Origin of the sequence: Silvanigrella sp. (assembly GCF_044369315.1) — a bacterium.
Taxonomy (GTDB): Bacteria; Bdellovibrionota_B; Oligoflexia; order Silvanigrellales; family Silvanigrellaceae; genus Silvanigrella.
In genome coordinates, this window is record NZ_JBIPMD010000295.1 from 1 (window position 1) to 3,453 (window position 3,453).

The 3,453-nt window shown below is 28.8% G+C and carries 4 protein-coding genes; 2 read left to right on the forward strand and 2 right to left on the reverse strand.

Annotated features, from left to right (window positions below):
- Nucleotides 1-427 precede the first annotated feature (427 nt).
- Both ACIQ56_RS15730 and ACIQ56_RS15735 read left to right on the forward strand, forming a co-directional pair.
- Nucleotides 428-634: a hypothetical protein gene (locus ACIQ56_RS15730; RefSeq protein WP_153418212.1), complete on the forward strand. Its 207-nt coding sequence runs from the start codon at nt 428-430 to the stop codon at nt 632-634.
- A complete protein-coding gene (locus tag ACIQ56_RS15735; protein ID WP_397601990.1) occupies nt 631-1,272 on the forward strand; it encodes a hypothetical protein in 642 nt (213 codons plus the stop codon). The genes ACIQ56_RS15730 and ACIQ56_RS15735 overlap by 4 nt, the downstream gene beginning before the upstream one ends.
- 6 nt (nt 1,273-1,278) lie before the next feature.
- Here the strand turns inward: ACIQ56_RS15735 and ACIQ56_RS15740 are convergent, their stop codons facing one another.
- The gene (locus tag ACIQ56_RS15740) at nt 1,279-2,319 is read right to left on the reverse strand and encodes a LysM peptidoglycan-binding domain-containing protein (protein WP_397601991.1); all 1,041 of its coding nucleotides are present in this window, start codon (nt 2,317-2,319) and stop codon (nt 1,279-1,281) included.
- A 153-nt stretch (nt 2,320-2,472) separates the two neighbouring features.
- Nucleotides 2,473-3,105 carry a YceD family protein gene (locus ACIQ56_RS15745; RefSeq protein ID WP_397601992.1) on the reverse strand — a complete coding sequence of 211 codons (633 nt, stop codon included), beginning with the start codon at nt 3,103-3,105 and terminating at the stop codon, nt 2,473-2,475.
- Between the last annotated feature and the right edge of the window lie 348 nt (nt 3,106-3,453).

The following is a 3,453-nucleotide window of genomic DNA, read 5'->3' on the forward strand; positions in this document are numbered from 1 at the left end:
TTCTTCTCTTGTTATATTAGAATATTTGTTATAATTAATCATTTTATTTCTTTCTATTAAAAATCTGTTGAAAATTCAAAGATAAATCAAAATAATATTTATTTTATTCGTTTTATTTAAGATAGATTTTTAAAATTTGAGTAGAATTTTATTCTCGTTGTCCATATTCTTACTAAATCAAAAAAATGACATGTAAAATTAAGTCTTGTTTATTAATTTGAATTGAAAAAAATTTGACTAGGTAAAACCAATATGCTTTACTCAGTTTAAAGCAATACAAGCTTAAAAATGTGTCAAAATAAGAAATGCGTAAATTTTTGCGCATGAAATATTTTGTTCAAAATTAATAACCATGGGGTGAAATATGAAGGAAAGCAGATGCCCATATCATGTTAAGCAAGGTCTAGTCGATACGGAAGGGAAATTAGTGCTTAGTGATGTTTGTGGGGTAAAATCGGCATGTGGCGCTCAGTGTCCATTTGCTCCTTTCAAAGAAAACTCTCATAAAGAATGTTCTCGTTATGTGGCTCATATTAGAGGCGCTGAACGTCAAGTACTTGTACCAAAGAACGATATAGAGTATTTGCCAGAAGTGAGTGGTTTAAGTAATTTCAGTGAGATTGATCTTTTGTGAATACAACTTCCAGCATCTATAGCAAAAAAGGGCGTAATAATCGGAATTTAATAATAGCCGATGTGATCGGAAGTGAAATAGAAGCTTTTGATATTGGTACAAATGCTTTATTTAAGGCCGCTCTTTTTTCGAATATCAAATCGGGTTCCGAAGATATTTCAGATATATTCCTTTCAATATTAAAAAAATCACTAACTGCAAATTCGAAAATTTCTCCTTATAGAATGTTTTCATTTTTATCGTATCATTATTTTAAAAAGAAATTTATACTAACTGCATTAGAAGAAATAAAAAAATCACGTTCTAATTGGTTGTTAATGCAATGTAATGTGACTGAATTATCAGTCCTAGACTCAAAAAGTTCTCATTTTTACTTTAGTCATTTAGAAAAACGCATTTTTGAAGAATATGTAACGGGCTGGAATGATGCTCAGTTTGCTCTTGAAAAAGAATTTAAAAAAATACGTAAAAAGTTTTTAATATCATTGCTAAAAAAATACTTTAATTTTTTATTATTTTGGTGTTTTATATTTATTGCTATTTATATTGGTCTTCATATTACTTCAAAAGAAAACTCACTTACCATGTGGCAGCAACTTAAAGGCTGGATTAATTTTTTATTACAAAGACTTTATTAATATTTATTATAGGGAATTATTTTCATAGTAAAGAAAATATCTTTTGGCAGGTTTACAGCATTTTATTGATGGTTCCCATAACCATGTTTTGCAGCTTTGATTTGTATTGCAGCTATTTTTTGTGTCCAAATTAAATTCAAATTCACTTTCAGGACTCATTTTATTTGTATTCAAATTTCTATTTAAAACTTCATTATTTTCTGGAATTTTTTCAGCTCTCATTGGTAATGCTGGCAAAGCTGTTTTTGAAAAGAAGAACACTTCATTATTTATAGAAGATTGATTTTGAGGATTTGTTAAATTGATATTATTCTTGTTTGTATAATTTCCCTTTTGATTTGCTATAAAAATTTCATTTGATTTTTTCTCCATTGAATTTGAATTATTAACAATAGCAGGCTTGTTTACAGCGTTACTTTGAACAGGAGGAGGGTTGTTAGCAATAACAGGTTTGTTTAGAGTGTTACTTTGAACAGGTGGAGGATTAGCAATAACAGGTTTGTTTATTTGTGCAGCAGGAGGATTGTTTACAATAACAGGCTTGTTTACAGCGTTACTTTGAGCAGGTGGATTACTTATTACGACAGGTTTTTCTTTAGGTTTTTCAATAGATTTTATTGGTACTGGATTTTTTACAACTTCTTTTTGAACGGGAATCTTTTTTTCAGGAGGAGTTATTTTGATTTCACTTTCTTTCACTTTATCTTTTGTTAAAATTTTTTCTTTTTTATTATTTTCATTTAATTTATTTGCTTGTAATTTAACTATTTTTTTAGGTAATAATAGAATTTCACCAACATAAATGCAATTTCCTAAACTTTCTTGCTTATCAGGATTTAACTTTAATACTTCTTCTAAAGTACCATTTTTACCATAAATCGGTTTTAAGGAAAGTTTCTGTAATATTGTTGTAATTGTATCATTAGGCATTACTTTATATTCTAATAAATCATCGGAAGCCATAGCATCTTTGGATATGATTAAAATACTAAAAATAAATAAATATTTTAGTATTTTTAATATATTGATGACTTTTAAAAGAAACATGTTATCAACTCCCTTGCAAATTCAGTGCAAAAACTATATATGTATTCGGATTTAATTTGGGTTTATATTAATATTATAAATATATTTTAAAATTATTATTTAGTTACTTTGGTAAGATATCTTATCTTTAAATATTTTTAAAAGTATAAGATATTATTGTATTTTCATTGGTTTATGATGAGAGCATTTTTTACTGTGCTCAACAATAAGCCTCTTACCTTTTATATCTGTTTCGTTTAAGTCGGTTCCACATTCAGAACAGAGCCCTTTGCAATCCTCTCTGCATAAGGGAAGCTCAGGCAAGGCACAAAACATCGTATCAAGTAATAATTCGTCTAATTGAATCGCATTGCCCTGAAAAGCGTAAGATTCTAAATCACTTTCAGACAATTCAATTTCGTCATTTTCAATAGCGGTTGAAAATTTAGATATTCCAGATTGTTGGTACTTTTGGGAATTTAATGGGACAAAATAACCTTTTACTTCGGCGCGAATCTTTTCTCTAAATAAGGTAAGGGAACGGACACATTCTAATAATGGTTCAAATTCAATATTGCCTTCTATCCGATAAACGCCTTGTTCCTTAATTAATTTTAAAATTCCAGATAATTCCTGATAATTCTTGTCATCCGAAATTAAAGAATACTCGTTTAAAAATGATTTAGTCCACTCCGATAAAATAGTGTCTATGTGATATACATTTTTAAGATTGGAGCCCGACTTTCCAAAAGTGACTATCATTTCATTGCCAATTTTAACCAGAGGAATGGAGATATTTTTGTTCATTCTGAAGGAATCCTTAAAATTAATTTAGTATTTATAGTAATTTAACTGTTCTGGCGAGAGTCTTTCAAAAGAGTCATGCCAATTAAGAAACCAGTAAAAAGAATAATAGCTGAGATGTAAAGTGATTTTTCTTTTATAAAGTATAAGTTCCCTATGCCATTTTGATATGTAAGGCCAAGGAAAGCAGGGCCAATCATTCTTGCTAAGGAGGAAACGGCTTGAGCAGTGTCCTCCCAATAAGTGCATTTTACAAACACAATGAATGGAATTAAATTTTTTATAGAGAGTGGTTTTTGATTTTGTTGATAGTATCAAGATAATTCCAAGGTAACCAATCTTTTGGGTTTT